Genomic DNA, 15443 nt, shown 5'->3' on the forward strand with positions numbered 1-15443 from the left:
GATCTAATCTAGGTCTGAACGTGAAAGCGGAAGGGGAGAGTGCAACAATGGCTCAATCCGAACGCAATAGTAACGTGAACGACCGTGAGCGCAACGCAAGCAGCAACTATGCCAGCGAAAATCGCGGCATGCTGGATCTAGGTCTGAACGTGAAAGCGGAAGGGGAGAGTGCAACAATGGCTCAATCCGAACGCAATAGTAACGTGAACGACCGTGAGCGCAACGCAAGCAGCAACTATGCCAGCGAAAATCGCGGCATGCTGGATCTTGGTCTGAACGCTAATGCGGATGCAGAAAGCGAAACGATGAACATGGTGGAGAGCAATCGATGATATGAGTTTTTCACTGTAATATGAAGAAGCAGGGGCTCCGGAGCCCCTGCTTGTTTTTATGAGATTAGAACCTATAACTTTTTTGAATGTTCATCAATGATGTGTACGATGTTATCGAATGAGTACTTTCCTTCAGCTATATGAACCATAAATTCAACAGCGTAAGCACGCTCCATTTTAAGATGATAACCATTGACGCGTAGAAAAGATTTGGTTACGAGATATGCAGTTCTCTTGTTCCCGTTATGAAAACAATGGTTTTTGACCAATGACTCCAGCAAAGCAGTGGCTTTATCGAATAAGGAGGGGTAGGCATCATTTCCGAATAGACTTTGCATCGGTCTCATGACAGCTGAATCCAGCAAAGCGTAATCTTTAACCCCAGCTTGTTCTGAGTCATTCATCTTTTTCATCATGAAATGATGTGCAGCTACAACTTCTTCAGTAGAAAGAAAGATGGTTGTCATCTTAACGATCTCTTAAATCATTCAAGATATCTTCATCTTCTTCAAAAACATCATAAAAAGCCTCTAACACCTCTGGTCGTACATTTTCAGGTAGTTTTAATTGCTTGACTTTTTTAATAATAATCTCACCCTGATTATTTTCTACAAATTCAATCTCATCCCCCTGAGATACATGAAGCTTATCAAGCATAACTTTTGGGAGACTTATACCCAAACTATTTCCCATTCTGCTAATCTTACGGGATAAAATTTTTCTCTGAACGCTACTGTTCTTCAATTCAGCCCCACCATTCATGATATATTCCCCCTGTATTAATTAGTATGAACGAATTTAAAGGAGTGATACCGAAACTTTAAAGGTAGTTAATATAAAGGTGTAAGTATGTAAGGGTGTAAGTATGTAATAACATTTTAACATAGATCAATAGAAATGAATGCCCCACTTTTGCTCAATTTGATCAAACATGATAAACAAAACTCATTTACAATATAAATAGTTCATCACGTATAAAAAGGACAAGAACAGGAGTGTTAAGCCATGCAGCACGCATCGCAGGAAGAAATAGATTTACCTAATTCCATCCTGAACGTACATATTCGCGAAGCAGGTTACGCGCCAGGGCAGTCTACGATCCGGAATATTCGGATGCACGTGGCGCCGGGAGAGTTGGTCGGGATTATCGGGCCCAATGGTGCAGGTAAAAGTACAACCATCAAGACATTGCTTGGCCTGCTGGAGCATGCCGATTATGATGTAACCATTGGTGGGGAAGGGCGTTATGCCTACATTCCCGAACAGCCTGTTTTTTACGAGTATATGACCTTGTGGGAACATCTTGATCTGGCTGCTGCAGCGTATGAAATAGAAGAAGATGTATTCGTGGCGAGAGCGGAGGAACTGTTAGTCCGTTTTGGTATGGATCATGTCCGCAATGATCTGCCAGCGAGTTTCTCGAAGGGCATGCGTCAGAAAATGATGCTCATGATCGGTTTTCTCTCCTCACCGGATATCTATATTGTGGACGAGCCATTTATCGGTTTAGATCCACGTGCGACAAAGGATTTTCTGAAATTACTTGATGATGAGCGCCGCCGTGGAGCAGGCGTGTTAATGTCTACACATGTGCTCGATACGGCGGAACGGATCTGCGACCGTTTCATTCTGATTGCTGCAGGCAGGTCGGCAGCGGAAGGAACGTTAGATGAAATTCGTGCTACGGCTGGAATGCCGGAAGCGTCGTTGTTTGATTGTTTTGACACGTTAACATCGGATTGAAGAAAGGAGAAGCCTGATGGTTGAGCCCAAACGTTATACCCCGAATCTTCTATATCGGAGAAGACAGAAAGAGCATCTTCGAGAACAGTGGCGCAACTTCAAACTTGTGGTGGACTGGACAGTCTGGCTGTATCTGCTGATTCCGGGTCTGTTATATTTTATTGGCTGGTACACGAGTTTATGGACGAAAGCACTGCCAACATGGGCAACCGGTATATCATTTCCTCTACTAACGGGGATTATCGAACTGATCATCCTGACGGGTGGAGTTCTGCTTTTTATCGAGGAAGCCGATGTATTATTCTTGAAATCCAGAACAGTCTGGATGCGAACACTGATGATACGCGGGCTTTGGCGGGTGACGGTGTTACAATTTGGAAAAATGATGCTTATTACCGCGTTTATTGCCCCGCTGCTCGTTCGCGTGTATGAGATGTCACTATTACAGATCGTGCTGGCAAGTATTTGGCTAGGAAGCGCAGCTTCACTTCAAGTCATTGCTATACATATTATCAAAGTTCGATATACGGGATGGCGTCGCTGGCTTTCGTTGGCCTCACTTGTGCTCGCCATGGGATGGATGGCTGTTCGCACATCAGCTTGGATCTTAGGAGACACGTATACGTGGAAAATCATGCTCAGTATTGCCACCGTTCTGCTACTGCTCATTACGATGATCCAGATGAGATTACGCATGAAAGGTACGTTTGAAGGCGATGTGCGCGAGGATTTGCGAAGCAGGCTCAGATTGACTGCACTGATGTTAAGTCAGGCTGTGAGCAAGCCGAAGTCTCCGCAGACACGAACCATCGTATTTCGTAAACCTCGCAAATTATTTCGTAAACGTTCCATTCGGAATCGGACAGCAGAGATTGCGTTTAAAGCATTTTTTCGTAATTCCGAGACGTTGAAATTGTATCTGCAACTAGGTGGGTTGTCTATCGCAGCGGTAGCCTTGCCGCCGTTTCCAGTCAATGTCATCGTGTGTGGGTTACTGGCGGTTATGCTAACCGTGATGTTGTACCGTGCGTGGGATGGACTGGCAACCTCGGAGTATGTTCAGCTTGTTACGTATGATTCTGCTGCGCTGCATGAGGCAGGTTCCATCATGGTGCGTATGTTGTTGCTTCCACTTGTTGCGCTGGTGGGATATGTCATGGGATTGTTTTGGCTGGGCTGGCTTTCCGGTTTTCTGACAGCTGCATGCACGGTAGCATTAGGTTATGGTTCAGTGGCCGTTGCAGGCCTGATCAGGCAGACTCGTTCATGATTTGTTTTTGCATCACAAGGCTTGAAAGGAATTTGCTACCCGAAGCATATCACTTGGTTGAACTGCCCATGCTATAGAAGAAAAGGTATGTGAAGCATTTGAATGTTATGGATGTCCTGTTCATGTACGTCTTGATTCATGGATGGTCTTGTATTTCAACGGGTTTCACAGACTGAGGATATAAATATCTATAGTGAGGAGGGGTAGCGCATGATGGATAACGGTGAGCTTCAAGTACATTTTTCCGATCCTTCGGCACTGCTTGAGGCAAAAGCAACCTTGGAGGAATTAGGCTATAAGCCATATCAATCTGCACCACTTGAATTATATATCCCGACAGATCGCCAGGACCCGCAATCCGCTGTAGAAATAGTGCAATCACATGGAGGGAGTGCGGTGTTCGCTTCCTCAGTGGATGCACTGGATCAGTTCCAAAACGTATCCATTCCAGCACATCTTGTGAATGAGGACTGGAACGAGAGTTATGCACGCGGCGGGAGCCAGTCAGTAAATTACGGTCAGAATGTTGATCAAGGTGTAGACCAAGGCGAACATAATTATAGTGATGATCCCGTTTATGATGATTCGGCGGATGGATTTTCCGGCAGTGTTAAGGCTTGAAGGTAGAACTACGAAACAGGGAGAATCGGGAAATAGAGACATGGCTGTACCGAAGCTTAGAATTAGAGTGGCCACAACAGCAGTGCTTGATGCCATTAACAACTCTAATAACGTGACAACACCAGTCCTGACCAAAGTACCAAGAGCAGTACCAAGAGCAGTACCAAGAACATTCTAAGAACGGTACCAAGAGCAGTACAAGAACAGCACCAAGAGCAGTACAAGAGCAGTACAAGAACAGTACAAGAACAGTACAAGAACAGTACAAGAACAGTACTAACAACACACCAATTACAGTTTTGCACCAACATATTAGTCCGCAACTATTTTGCATTAAACGATAAGGTGTATCTGGAACAGCAATAGAGCTGTCAAAAGTGTTAAAACAAAACAAGGGCACCCCGGTCATGGATAATGACATAAGGGGTGCCTTTTGTTTTGCGCAAGCGTAGGGGGCAGTAGATTTTTTAGTGTCTCATCTGCCAGTGCTGTACCTGATCATTTTCTAACGATCACAGAGAACGCTATTTGCTCTATTTAGAGGTGTTTGAAAATCTAACGATCTCCAGAGAGCTTATTTTAGTAGAAATGGCTCATTTCAAGCTGGAAAGGCCTGTTTTGTGCCAAATAGCGTTCCTGGTGATCGTTAGAATTTAAAAAGGGTCAATTTTCACGAAATAAGGTTTGTGGTGATCGTTAGCGTTCAAACCTTATGCCTGCCCAACACGTAGTGCACTGCTTCATGACGAGGGTGGTCAGTCACAGCAACACAATGCAGTAAAACACAGTACAAATTCAACAAAGTACAATTCAACACAACACAACACAACACAACACAACACAACATAAACACAAACACAAACATAAACACAAACATAAACATAAACACAACACAAACACAAACACAACACAGTATAGTACAATGCAACATTTCATTTAAATAAGTGGGCATCAGTCCATACTACGCCCCGCAATTCATATATGAACACATTCTCCCAAAAGCCAGAGCCAATAGATAGGCCGTTTACCCCAAGAGGTGCTTACCTACCATCCAATTATCTCTGCATCTGATCACCAACCAACCAACCAACCAACCAACCAACCAACCAACCAACCTATACGTTGGCATGTCTGTACTCAGCAGCATTCATGCCAGCAGTGTATCCTGTGGAGAAAGCAGCGGTAATATTATAACCGCCGGTATAACCGTGAATATCGAGTACTTCTCCGCAAAAGAATAGTCCGGCCAGCAGCTTGGATTCCATCGTTTTAGGGTATATTTCCTTTAGGTGAACTCCGCCCCCGGTCACAAAGGCTTCCTTAAGGGATCTTGTGCCGTCTGCGCGGAAAGTAAAGGACTTCATTAGCTCGCACAGGTGACTTAACATGCCTTTCGGAAAATGGTGAAATGTGAGGTCGTCTCCAATTTCGGCACGTTTCATCAGTAGAGGAATCAGACGCTCAGGCACCCATGCTTTTAAAATATTTTTGACAGCCTTACGTGACTCCTGCTCTAGGCCTTGTTTCACTTGTGCTTCCAGCGCAGCAGGAGTAAGGTCAGGAAAAAGGTCGATGCTCATGGTGACCTGCGTAATTCCGGACTTCATCTGAACCTTGCGAATAAACTGACTGCAACGCAGGGCAACCGGGCCGGATACGCCAAAATGAGTGAAGAGCATATCTCCGCGATGGGAGATGACTGTTTTGCCCTTGGCATCCAGTACAGACAGAGCAATATCACGCAGAGACAAGCCCTGCAGCTCTTTGGATTGAATCCAGCTCTCACCGGATACAATCGGCACTTCGGTTGGATATAGCTCTGTAATGGTGTGGCCAGCTGCCTCAGCCCAAGGGTATCCGTCACCTGTGGAACCGGTTTGCGGCACGGATTTGCCGCCTGTGGCAATAATAACGGAGCGGCCGTGAATGATTTTGCCTGAAGCGAGCTTAACACCTTGCACTTGCTGGCCGTTATGAATAAGTTCTTTAACAGGCTCTTTCGTACGGATCTCGACGCCAAGAGAAACAATTTTCCCGACCAGCGCATCAACAACCGTCTTGGCTTTGTCCGTGACAGGGAACATTCTTCCGTTGTCTTCTTCTTTCAAGGCAATGCCGAGATTTTCGAAAAAACGCATGATGCCCTGGTTGTCCAAATTTTGAAACGAGCTATATAAAAAACGTCCATTACCCGGAATATGGCGAATTAACTCATCGGTTTCTTTCGCGTTTGTTACATTACAGCGCCCTCCGCCGGAGATGCCCAATTTGCGGCCCAATTGATCTCCTTTATCCAGTAGCAGCACAGAGGCTCCATGCTCGGCTGCAGCCACACAAGCCATCAGACCTGCGGATCCGCCACCGATTACGATAACGTCATACATTCGTGATTACCTTCTTTTTGATTGATTTTGTCTGTTTTTTATAGACAATGTCTACTACTGACTTTTTCTGAAATCAGACAGGGTTATAGGGTGTTCTTTTTTGCAGCCTTAAGCGATATATTGTAATATACTGTCGCCTATGTTTTAATCAGAATTAAATGAGGGAATGTGCGGGCAGAGGAGGAGATGACGTTGTGGTTGCGTTAAAGGACATTCTTTTACAAGTACTGCTTGCCGGATCGGCAGTATTCCTGATTCCCTTATTTTATCTGGGTCTCACCAAACAACAGGTCATGCGAATGGATCATGCAGATAAAGTGAATTTCAGTTTCGCGGCAACAAGTGTGATCAGTATGCTGCTCTGTCTGCTTTTTGCATTATCTGTAGGCTCCGAGACCGTTCCTATATCCCTGAGTATTATCCCGGTAACTCTTGCGATTCTATATTGTAAAGCCCACATAGGTGCTGCCTTGTCCATACTACATATTCTCTTCTATTTTCTGTTAGCACATCCCTATGATCTGTACGGATTTCTTCTTCATACGGGTATTCTTCTCTATCCTATTGTATGGTTGTCTGCCAAACGATTCAAGCATAATACATGTTCCCGCAAAATGAATACGGTCATCGCGCTGATTGCCGCTGAACTGGCTGTTGCAAGTTTGTTATGGATGGTTTATGTCTATCCTGATACGACATATTCCAAACTCTATCTGATTTTGTCGGCACTTGGATACATGGCAGGTGCACTCGCTGCTGGCAGCATGAGTCAGCTGTGGCTGGACCGGATGGGACGTTATCGCGGAATGGAACAGCAACTAGCTGAAGTGCATCACCATTACATGAGTGAAACGGAGAAACTGCACCAGATTCTGAATGCAGTGCCTCTTTCTATAGCCACGGTAGACGTCGACGGCAAAGTTGTATTTGTAAACGAACTGATGAAGCAAACGGCAAAAGAACAGCTACCCTGCACGTCAGCGCATAATTTGATTGGACAGCACGCCAGTCAATTTGTAGAGCAGGAGCAGGCGGAGAAAATGGAACACTGCATCCAGCAAGCCGTTGTGCATGCTGAAGTAAGTGTGTTGACGGTGCGATACGGATCGCATGTATTTCTTTCCCGAACTGTGCCCATCTATGCCAATGCTGCGAAAGATTCAAAGGAAGTCTCGGGAGCTATGCTCATTATACAGGATGTTACCGAGCTTGAGATGCTGCGCAACGAACTGGATAATGTGGATCGGCTAAGCTTGGTGGGACAGATGGCGGCAAGCATTACGCATGAGGTGCGCAATCCGATGGCTGTGGTGCGTGGATTTCTTCAGCTTATGCAGGAAAAAAGTCCGGATTCCCTGAATCATTATTATCGAATAGTAATGGAGGAACTGGATCGAGCCAACAGTATCATTAATGATTTTCTGTCTCTTGCTCAGAACCGGATCGCGGAGAAAGAAGAATCACAACTGCACGATATTATCCACGAACTGAGTCCCTTGCTCTGGGCTGACGCCAATCTTCGGGGACAGAGCATCGAGCTGATGCTGGCCCATAATGTGCCCAAGCTCCATCTGAATGCAAAAGAAATCAAACAGGTCGTACTTAATCTTGCTCGTAACGGAATGGAAGCGATGAACGATAAAGGAGTGCTCACCTTGGAAACACGCATGGTTGATGACAAGGTGGAGTTGTGTGTACACGATACGGGGCCGGGGATTCCGTCCGTGAAACAGGAGAAGCTGTTCGAGCCTTTTTACACAACCAAAGCAAAAGGCACCGGACTTGGATTGTCCATGTGTCTGAGCATTGTCGAGCGGCATAATGGTACAATCTCCGTTGAATCGGAAGAAGGGCAGGGAACGACATTTAAGGTTGCCTTTCAACGTTAGAGCGTCAGCATATTTTGCCAGACCATTAGCCATAATAATTGAGAGAAAGCTGTTCCGCAGGTGTTGTCTGAACCTTGCTTTCATTGCATGGGGATGTATAATAGGAATAGCACAGCGTGTATCCATTTTTTTCGATATGGACGCATTCGTTGGTGCATGGCTATTGTACTCTGACTTTTCAAACGAGATCATAGAACAACCATTATAAGGAGTGAAACTGAATGTCGATGTCATTTGATCAATACATGAGAGATATGGTTCAGCCAATGCGGGATGAGCTGACTCGTCTGGGAATCCAGGAGCTGCGTACACCGGAAGAGGTTGAAGCAAGCTTGCCGGATGCTAAAGGAACAGCACTCGTCGTAATTAACTCTGTTTGCGGATGTGCAGCAGGTCAATGTCGTCCAGGGGTTGCTCAGGCACTTCAGAACGATTTAACACCGGATCACCTCTACACTGTATTTGCAGGTCAAGACAAAGAAGCAACGGCAAAGGCTCGTGAATTCTTTGCACCATACCCACCATCCTCACCGTCCATCGCTTTGTTGAAAGACGGAGAACTCGTTCACTTTATCGAGCGTCACCAAGTGGAAGATCGTTCTGCAGAGGAAATCGCGGCTGACCTGACAAGTGCATTTGAACGTTATTGCCGTTAATCTGCTCCATAGAACGCCCCGCACTTCGGACGCCCGATGCCGGGGCGTTTCATTTTGGACAGATCAGGTTATTGAACCATTCGGGCTTTTCTAGCTGGACATCAAAATACCTTTCAAGCTAAGTATCAGAATACCTTCCAAATGGGGCATCAAAATCCTATCTTAGTAGAAACGGGGTGTATGAACGATGAGTTTGCAACAACAGATCATCGCTGAATTGAAGGTTAAACCAAGCATTAATGAAGCCGAGGAAGTACGCAAGCGTGTGGACTTTCTGAAAACGTATGTGAAAAATTCCGGTACCAAAGGACTGCTGATTGCAATCAGCGGCGGTATTGACAGTGCGGTAGCTACAGCACTTTGCAAACAAGCAACGGACGAGCTCACTGCAGAAAACAATCAAGAGTACAAAACGCTGGGTGTGTTCCAGCCTTATGGAGAACAAGCGGATATTCAGGATAGCTATGCTGTAGCCAAGGCATATGATCTCAAACATGTGGTAGAAACCAACATTGAAGAGGCCGTGAATGAAATCGCGCTCGAAGTAGAGCAGGGCTTCAAAGCCCTCGGCAGTCCGCGCCATATGACTCACCAAGGCAAGGGCAATGTAAAAGCAAGAACACGTATGGTGATGCAATATGCGCTTTCTTTTGAAGAAAACCTGCTAGTCGTAGGTACGGATCATGCATCCGAAGCAATTACAGGCTTTTACACCAAATGGGGCGACGGGGCCGTGGATATCACACCGCTGAGCACGCTGAACAAACGTCAGGTTCGTCAACTCGCTGTTTACCTGAAGGTGCCGCAATCCATACTGGATAAAGCTCCTTCGGCGGGGTTATGGGAAGGTCAAACCGATGAGGACGAGCTGGGTATTTCATACGAAGCGAACAGCGATTACCTTGAAGGTAAGCATATCGACCCGGCTGCGCAAGAACGTCTGGAGTCATTTTACACACGCACACATCACAAACGTAATGCGATTCCTGGTATTTAATTCGAGTGATCAAAGCATTGAACGTGTGAATGCCTCAGTGTGTGTAGCATTGTTATGAATTTGCATGGGAGGGCTTCGAAAGAGACTCTGGTTTGAAAAGGGGTCACTGCTTAGAGCGGTGGCTCTTTTTTGTTGTTTTCCATCATCGTATGCATTTTGTATTGGGTTGGGTTGGAACGGAGCGGATATCCAAGTTGATGGAGGTGTGTTTCGTTAAAATTTTAGCAAAATTGGAAATGCGGATAGTGGATGCTCGCATCCGTGTACGCCTCCTGCTACAATAGAATACGTGTTCGGAAAGTTGCGGATCGTTGAAGTATGGATTATCTTTTACAGCCTAAAAGATTAAGCGGGTGAATCGTTATGATATATGGCATTGGCAATGATGTATTAGAGATTAATCGTATGCGCAGGCTGTTGTCTGGTCGCCATGCAGAGGTGTTTATGAAACGTATATTAACTCCAGCTGAACGTGAGATCGCCGCTGGCCGCGGGAAAAGGATGACGGAATTTGTATCGGGGCGTTTCGCGGCCAAAGAGGCCGTGTCCAAAGCATTTGGCTGCGGGATCGGTGCTGTCATGGGTTTTACAGATATTGAAGTGTTGCCCGATCCGTCGGGTCGCCCGGTTGCTTCGTTGTCCAGTCAAGCTTGGGAACGTCTGCAGTTGCCGTATGACATACAATATGAGATTCATCTAAGCATTACCCATCAGACGGAGCTGGCAGCAGCATTTGCGATTGTGGAGCAAGTACATGAAGCGAATGGGCTAGATATATAAGATGGTTGGCGAACGAAAAGAGCATAGAGCAAGAGCAAATGAGTGAGAGTCAGACTGGGAGTCACATAACTGAGAATCGTGGATACAGGAAAGGAAGGGCATATGGGTTTACAAGAACAGAAACGACATTTCAGCGTGAACTTGCTGGATTGGTACATGATTAATCGTCGGGATTTACCGTGGCGTCGCCACAATAATCCGTATTTTACGTGGGTTTCGGAAATTATGCTGCAACAGACACGTGTAGATACGGTTATTCCGTATTTTAACCGATTCATCGGAAATTTCCCGACCGTACAGGCTCTTGCCGAGGCACCGGAGGAAGAGGTGCTGAAAAACTGGGAGGGGCTCGGATATTATTCAAGGGCACGTAATCTTCAGGCAGCGGCAAGGCAGGTTATGGAGCTGCATGGTGGAGAGATGCCGCAGGACAAGCAGAGCGTTTTTGCGTTAAAAGGGGTCGGCCCGTATACAGCCGGAGCCATTCTCAGCATTGCCTTCAACCAGCCGCAGCCAGCGGTGGACGGCAATGTGATGCGGGTGCTGTCCCGATATTTCCTCATTGATGAGGATATTATGAAGGGCAGCACCCGGGTTTTGATGGAAGAGCTCGCGGGAGAGCTCATTCCGGAAGGGCGGGCGCGTGATTTCAATCAGGCGCTGATGGAGCTTGGGGCGCTGGTGTGTACACCCAAAGCGCCGCACTGCTTGACTTGCCCAGTGATGGAGCATTGTTCCGGCAGAATTGCCGGAAGAGAGCTTACGCTGCCGGTCAAGACCAAAGCCAAGCCGCCGCGCCCTGAGCAGCGGCTGGTTGCTCTGGTGGAAGGCCGCGGCGCTCATCGCGGCCGTGTGCTTGTGCGCCAGCGCCCGGATACAGGCCTGCTGGCCCGGATGTGGGAGCTGCCGCATGTGCTGGCGGCGCCTGCCGCAGCGGGCAAGGCGGCAGCGCCGCTGGCGGATGAGCCGGCCATGGCTTTGCTGGCCGGCAGTCTGTGGGCGGAAGGCTTCGCTGCCCGCCCGGAAGGGCTGGCTACCCATGCGGAGCATGTGTTCAGCCACATTGTCTGGAGCCTGCAGGTGTACAAGTGTACGGAACAGGACCAGAGCAGCGAGCTTCCGCTGATCGCCGCGGAAGCCAGAGCCGCCTACGATGCGCAGGCGGCATCCCTAGCGGAAACAGCATCCGCTGATCCTGCTAAACTAAAGACAGATGCCGCGCCAACAGAACGCGCATCTGTAGCCGAAGATGGGTCAGAGCCTGACATGACCCCTTCGTCAAATCACCTAAGCTCGCTCAGTAAGCCTAGCGACTCCCTGTCAGCACCCATCGCCGCTCGTGCGGCACAGGAAGTCCTGACAGGTAAAGGCGATGGCCTCATGTATCAATGGATCGGCCCGGAAGATATGGAGAAACTCGCGTTCCCTAATGTATTTCTGAAGTTGCTACGCAACTATTTCGCTGGAGCCTATGATGAAGTTAACGATTAATAATGATGGCCAATTGGCTAAGCAATAGGATTAGATGAACCATCTCTAAGGGATGTGGGGAAGAAAGTGGAGAGGTGCCGTTATTGAATGGAGAGATTCCTTCTAACGATCTCCAGGAACCTTATTTTGCGAAAAATGAGGCCTGCAAAATTCTAACGATCATGAGAGACGCTATTTTCCTCGAAAACGTGTAGTTGGCGCAATATTACTTCGGAAATAGATAAATAGCGTCTCTGGAGATCGTTAGAATTTAGATTGGCTGAAAAAAGCGCAATAGCGTTCCTGGTGATCGTTAGCGCAGATTGGCATTGTTGAAAGGCGCCGCAGAGGTGAAGAGCTTTTTCGCGCCAGCGAGGACATGCAAGCGAGGACATGCTTCTAAATCCTCTGACTGTTGCTGTGCTCCGGAATATCCAGAACCATTCTGCTGGATCTTGAATGTCTCAGGTTATCGGACCGTATCTAAGCAAATTCCGGCGCTTTCAGAATATCCTGCATTTTTCTCGGCATTCCCCTGACGCATCCAGTCATGTTCCGGCAGAGGTTGCAACATCCCGTGACGCCCTCTACACGTCCTTGCGCATCCCGGAATTCCCACCATATCTTAACACCTCTTGACGCGCTCTGGAACGTGTGTTCATGTCTCGCCGTATTCTGCATGTCCAAGCACATGCAGGCATGTTCTGTGCATAAGTCCAAATACGCCCCACTCAACAAAAAAGAGCCTGAGTCGATCACAAGGATCGATTCAGGCTCTTTTATTCTATCCGCAGTCTTATTTCGCTGCAGCGTAACGTTTGTTAACTTCATCCCAGTTGATTACGTTCCAGAATGCACCGATGTAATCAGGGCGTTTGTTTTGATATTTCAGGTAGTAAGCGTGCTCCCATACGTCCAGACCCAGAACTGGAGTCAGACCTTCGAAGAGCGGGCTGTCTTGGTTAGGCGTGCTAGTGATGGACAATTTGCCATCTTTGCCTACAACGAGCCATGCCCAGCCAGAACCGAAACGAGTTGTAGCTGCTTTAGCGAAATCTTCTTTGAACTTGTCAAAGCCGCCAAGTTCGCTGTCGATTGCTGCTGCGATATCACCTGTTGGTGCGCCGCCGCCGTTTGGTCCAATGATTTCCCAGAACAAGCTGTGGTTAGCGTGTCCGCCGCCGTTGTTACGAACCGCTGTGCGGATGCTTTCTGGTACGCTGTCCAAGTTAGCGATCAGATCTTCCAAGCTTTTGTTTTGCAGTTCAGGAGCGCTTTCCAGAGCTGCGTTCAAGTTAGTTACGTAAGTGTTGTGATGGCGATCGTGGTGGATTTCCATCGTTTGTGCATCGATATGTGGTTCCAGTGCATCGTTAGCGTAAGGAAGTGCTGGTAATTGAAAAGCCATAGTGAAATACCTCCTGAGATTTTGGGATTTGTTGTTTAAGGTACATATGTAATAATACCCTTGCCATTATTATTAAACCGCATTCGGGACAATTAATCAACATTTTTGTTTATTAAGTCCCCCGAACCGTTAATCAAAAACCAGGCCAGAGATAACAAACATATTTTACCCATTATTACTAAAATTATAATATTTAGGCGAAAAAAAACGTTAAAATTCATACTTAATCAATGTAAACGTTTACAGTAAAGCGCTTTCAGAAGAAAATGCGTGTTTTATGGAGAAAAGTATGGTTTAATTGACGAAGAAGCGGTATTTTCTCGTTTTTTGTCATTATATGAACATCGGGTTTTTGGTAAAAGGGGACCCCCTTTTTTGTAAAACCTCATCTTAAGCTAACGAAAAGGGAGATTTGAAACATGCACGTTCGTTCCTTTCAGTTGAGTGATGCAAGCCAGATGACGGAGCTTCTCCAGGTTGCACTATCGGAAGAGTGTTATGAGAACACGATGGGCCCGTTTGCCCGTCAATTGTCATGGGATTCTGACCTGATCATGGTTGCGGAAGAAGAGGGAGACCTCGTCGGCGCTTTGATTGGTACGATTGATCAAAACCAGGGATGCATCTATCGTATTGCGGTTCATCCAGACTATCGTCGCCGCGGTGTCGGCAAAACTCTTGTCGAGGCTATGGAACAGCGGTTCCAGCAGCGCAAAGTCAGCCAAATTTGGGTGGCTGGTGATGAGCACAACAAAGCAGCCATGCCTTTATACGAAGCAATGGGGTATGGTGCCAGTAAGATTCTGAGTGCTTTTCAGAAACTTAGTATTTTGTCCAAGGCTTAATCGGTGCAGGTGAATTCGGTGTAGGTTAGACAAAGAAATAAAGAGATTTTCATTTTATATTAGGCATATCTGTTCACGCACTATGACGTGAGGGATATGCCTTTCTATTTGTATGAGGATGCAGCGCTTGATATGCAACCTGTTTTCCTTTTTTTCCAGATTGCGGTTAGAAAGAGTCTATTCGTTCGTATGCTGGTGGTCATCTCCAATTGTTTCGCTCTGACAAATAGAGTAGACTGAAAGGGAGTCTTACCTGTCAACAAATGTTTAATCTACAAATTGATAAATGAGGTGTCTCTTTGAATTCTAACATGCCTTCTGTGGAGCATTCGACTTTCGATGAGCAGAATCAGAATTCTGTGCCTGAGCAGTCTGGGAAGTCCTGGACAGCCGAACTGTGGGATTGGGTGAAGACCATTGTGGTTGCTTTTGTGATCATGATGCTGTTGAACCTGTTTGTATTTAATCTGTCGATGGTCAAAGGACAGTCCATGCAACCAACGCTGGTGGAGCATGATCGTCTGTTTGTAAACAAAATGGTATATCATTTCGGTGAACCATCCCGGTCGGATGTGGTTGTGCTTCGTGACCCGAGTGAAGGTACGGGGAAGAAGGATTACCTGGTGAAACGAATCGTGGGACTTCCCGGTGATACAATTGAGGTCAAGGACCATCATCTATATGTTAATGGCGTTCAGCAGACAGAGAGTTATACGGACATTGAAGTGCAAGACCCCGATTTTGGACCGATAACGCTGGAGTCGGATCGTTTCTTCGTGATGGGAGATAATCGACATGAGGGCAAAAGCAAGGACAGCCGCTTGTTTGGGAGTATAACTTCCAGCGAGATTGTCGGCAAAGCCGAGTTTATTTTCTGGCCATTCTCCGAGATGAAAAAGCTGTAAAATGTTGGACTACAACAACTTCGAAACGAAATTTGCGTTTAATCATACAGGCACGTAGACTGTACATTCTATTTTAAGCTAGACATATATCGTTATAGTTAAGCGCCTGGTCTCTTAAGTGAGGCGGGCGTTCATTGTTTAAG

15 protein-coding genes are annotated in these 15443 nt (G+C 46.6%); 11 read left to right on the top strand and 4 right to left on the bottom strand.

Annotation, left to right across the window (positions count from 1 at the left end; translation table 11 throughout):
- The coding region (locus AB4Z30_RS24230; RefSeq protein ID WP_441930000.1) for a hypothetical protein at positions 1-332 on the top strand (332 nt) is incomplete at its 5' end.
- A gap of 71 nt (positions 333-403) precedes the next feature.
- Here the strand turns inward: AB4Z30_RS24230 and AB4Z30_RS24235 are convergent.
- Positions 404-799, bottom strand: coding sequence for a type II toxin-antitoxin system death-on-curing family toxin (locus tag AB4Z30_RS24235; RefSeq protein ID WP_441930001.1), 396 nt, complete (start codon positions 797-799; stop codon positions 404-406).
- Between the two features lies 1 nt (position 800).
- Entirely contained in the window at positions 801-1094 is a 294-nt protein-coding gene (locus AB4Z30_RS24240; protein ID WP_441930002.1) for an AbrB/MazE/SpoVT family DNA-binding domain-containing protein, read from the bottom strand.
- Positions 1095-1337: 243 nt separating this feature from the next.
- On the opposite strand from AB4Z30_RS24240, the gene AB4Z30_RS24245 reads away from it, so the two are divergent.
- The 3 genes from AB4Z30_RS24245 (at position 1338) to AB4Z30_RS24255 (ending at position 3966) form a co-directional block, all read left to right on the top strand.
- Positions 1338-2075, top strand: coding sequence for an ABC transporter ATP-binding protein (locus AB4Z30_RS24245; protein WP_441930003.1), 738 nt, complete (start codon positions 1338-1340; stop codon positions 2073-2075).
- Positions 2076-2091: 16 nt separating this feature from the next.
- Entirely contained in the window at positions 2092-3345 is a 1254-nt protein-coding gene (locus tag AB4Z30_RS24250) for an ABC transporter permease (protein WP_441930004.1), read from the top strand.
- Positions 3346-3555: 210 nt separating this feature from the next.
- Positions 3556-3966 carry a hypothetical protein gene (locus tag AB4Z30_RS24255; protein ID WP_441930005.1) on the top strand — a complete coding sequence of 137 codons (411 nt, stop codon included), beginning with the start codon at positions 3556-3558 and terminating at the stop codon, positions 3964-3966.
- A gap of 1115 nt (positions 3967-5081) precedes the next feature.
- On the opposite strand, the gene AB4Z30_RS24260 is transcribed toward AB4Z30_RS24255, so the two are convergent.
- Positions 5082-6350, bottom strand: coding sequence for an NAD(P)/FAD-dependent oxidoreductase (locus tag AB4Z30_RS24260; RefSeq protein WP_441930006.1), 1269 nt, complete (start codon positions 6348-6350; stop codon positions 5082-5084).
- 194 nt (positions 6351-6544) lie between these two features.
- Here AB4Z30_RS24260 and AB4Z30_RS24265 point away from each other — a divergent pair, with 194 nt between their 5' ends.
- The 5 genes from AB4Z30_RS24265 to mutY all read left to right on the top strand — a co-directional run bounded on the left by AB4Z30_RS24265 (position 6545) and on the right by mutY (position 12163).
- Positions 6545-8239 carry a two-component system sensor histidine kinase NtrB gene (locus tag AB4Z30_RS24265; RefSeq protein ID WP_441930007.1) on the top strand — a complete coding sequence of 565 codons (1695 nt, stop codon included), beginning with the start codon at positions 6545-6547 and terminating at the stop codon, positions 8237-8239.
- Between the two features lie 221 nt (positions 8240-8460).
- Entirely contained in the window at positions 8461-8895 is a 435-nt protein-coding gene (locus AB4Z30_RS24270; protein ID WP_090924929.1) for a BrxA/BrxB family bacilliredoxin, read from the top strand.
- A gap of 187 nt (positions 8896-9082) precedes the next feature.
- On the top strand, positions 9083-9892 hold the full coding sequence (nadE, locus tag AB4Z30_RS24275; protein WP_441930008.1) for an ammonia-dependent NAD(+) synthetase: 810 nt from the start codon (positions 9083-9085) through the stop codon (positions 9890-9892).
- Between the two features lie 363 nt (positions 9893-10255).
- Positions 10256-10672 carry a holo-ACP synthase gene (gene acpS, locus AB4Z30_RS24280; RefSeq protein WP_441930009.1) on the top strand — a complete coding sequence of 139 codons (417 nt, stop codon included), beginning with the start codon at positions 10256-10258 and terminating at the stop codon, positions 10670-10672.
- A gap of 102 nt (positions 10673-10774) precedes the next feature.
- Positions 10775-12163, top strand: a complete 1389-nt coding sequence (gene mutY / locus AB4Z30_RS24285) for an A/G-specific adenine glycosylase (protein WP_441930010.1) — start codon at positions 10775-10777, stop codon at positions 12161-12163.
- A gap of 775 nt (positions 12164-12938) precedes the next feature.
- Here the strand turns inward: mutY and AB4Z30_RS24290 are convergent.
- Positions 12939-13550: a superoxide dismutase gene (locus AB4Z30_RS24290; protein ID WP_123066845.1), complete on the bottom strand. Its 612-nt coding sequence runs from the start codon at positions 13548-13550 to the stop codon at positions 12939-12941.
- 419 nt (positions 13551-13969) lie between these two features.
- On the opposite strand from AB4Z30_RS24290, the gene AB4Z30_RS24295 reads away from it, so the two are divergent.
- On the top strand, positions 13970-14395 hold the full coding sequence (locus AB4Z30_RS24295) for a GNAT family N-acetyltransferase (protein ID WP_342554104.1): 426 nt from the start codon (positions 13970-13972) through the stop codon (positions 14393-14395).
- 299 nt (positions 14396-14694) lie between these two features.
- Positions 14695-15300: a signal peptidase I gene (lepB, locus tag AB4Z30_RS24300; protein ID WP_441930011.1), complete on the top strand. Its 606-nt coding sequence runs from the start codon at positions 14695-14697 to the stop codon at positions 15298-15300.
- Positions 15301-15443: the final 143 nt, after the last annotated feature.

The sequence above is a fragment of the Paenibacillus sp. 2TAF8 genome (assembly GCF_052114825.1).
Taxonomy (GTDB): domain Bacteria; phylum Bacillota; class Bacilli; order Paenibacillales; family Paenibacillaceae; genus Paenibacillus.